General features: G+C 44.9%; 1 protein-coding gene. It reads right to left on the reverse strand.

Going from position 1 to position 1106, the window contains the following annotated elements; all coding sequences use genetic code 11:
* Window positions 1–724: 724 nt before the first annotated feature.
* A partial coding sequence (gene yfbV / locus ACRC27_RS00545) for a terminus macrodomain insulation protein YfbV (protein ID WP_438638834.1) occupies window positions 725–1106 on the reverse strand: 382 nt, incomplete at its 5' end.

The raw sequence follows: 1106 nt of genomic DNA on the forward strand, positions 1-1106 counted from the left end.
CTCCGCACGTTCCGCAATTTATTTCGCGATTAAAAGAGATTTCCTAATAGCTGTATCGATTCAACAAAACAGCAGTGAAGAAATATCTTTGAAATAAAAAGTAACACGCTAGCGAAAATATTTTTTTGATTTAAACCACCTTTTTATTCTCTGCGCGAAAATAACATTCCCTCGCGCAGATCAATATGTCAGATAAGTCATTCTGTTCTGACAAAGTCGTAATAAAAATAATGATGAAAATTGAAACAACTCGTTTATTTTCGCAACGCAATTCTTGAACGTAAGGTCATTTATCGGGCATTTCGGTGCAATAAATAATAGCTGACACGTTACAGCTATTAATCATAAGCAACACAACGGAAAACACCAATGTGTATTCACGACGTAAAAAGACCTACAGGGAAGCGAAGGGACAAGGGACATGCAGCGCGAAGCGCATAAGTATGCAGTAAATTTTGTCTAAAAACATAAAACAGACAGAAAATAAACACAAAACAGAAACAAACTGCATAAAACAACAAAGTTGCCGTGCTGAACGCCACTACATTTACATAATCCGCATTAAAGTAATCAGCCAAGTCATCAATCCAGCAGCCCAATACTCGCACGTACTCCCCCTACGGATTAGTACGTACTTATTTACTGCTTATCAATGACTTAGCACGACTATTCAGCACGCCGCTTGCTCATGTTTGGCTCATATCTGGGCTCACATCCGGCAAGGTTACAGCTCATCGAGCAGAATTTGCCACTCCGGCTTTTTAAAGGCACGGTTTAGGAGATCGGCCAGCTCTTGGTAGCGCGGCTTAGCCACTGCCGGCATTAAGGCCATACCACCTGAGCGCATCTTGTCATAGATGTCGCGATACCAGCTGGTTAACGCTGGCGGCAACGGCGTATGCGCGCGTTTTCCCAGCCACCATAGCCCTTGAATCGGCAGGCTCAGTGCAAAAAGCCCCACTATCACAGCCATCGCCATGTTGTTTCCGCCGCCTAACGACATCTGCCACGCCACACTGAATACCGCCAGCGCCGGCATAGCACGCTGAGCAAAGCGCGTGGTTTTGATGATGCGTGGCTCAGGGAAAATCAGCCCCAATCGCTTC

The organism is Plesiomonas sp. (assembly GCF_051650925.1).
Taxonomy (GTDB): domain Bacteria; phylum Pseudomonadota; class Gammaproteobacteria; order Enterobacterales; family CAMTGL01; genus Plesiomonas.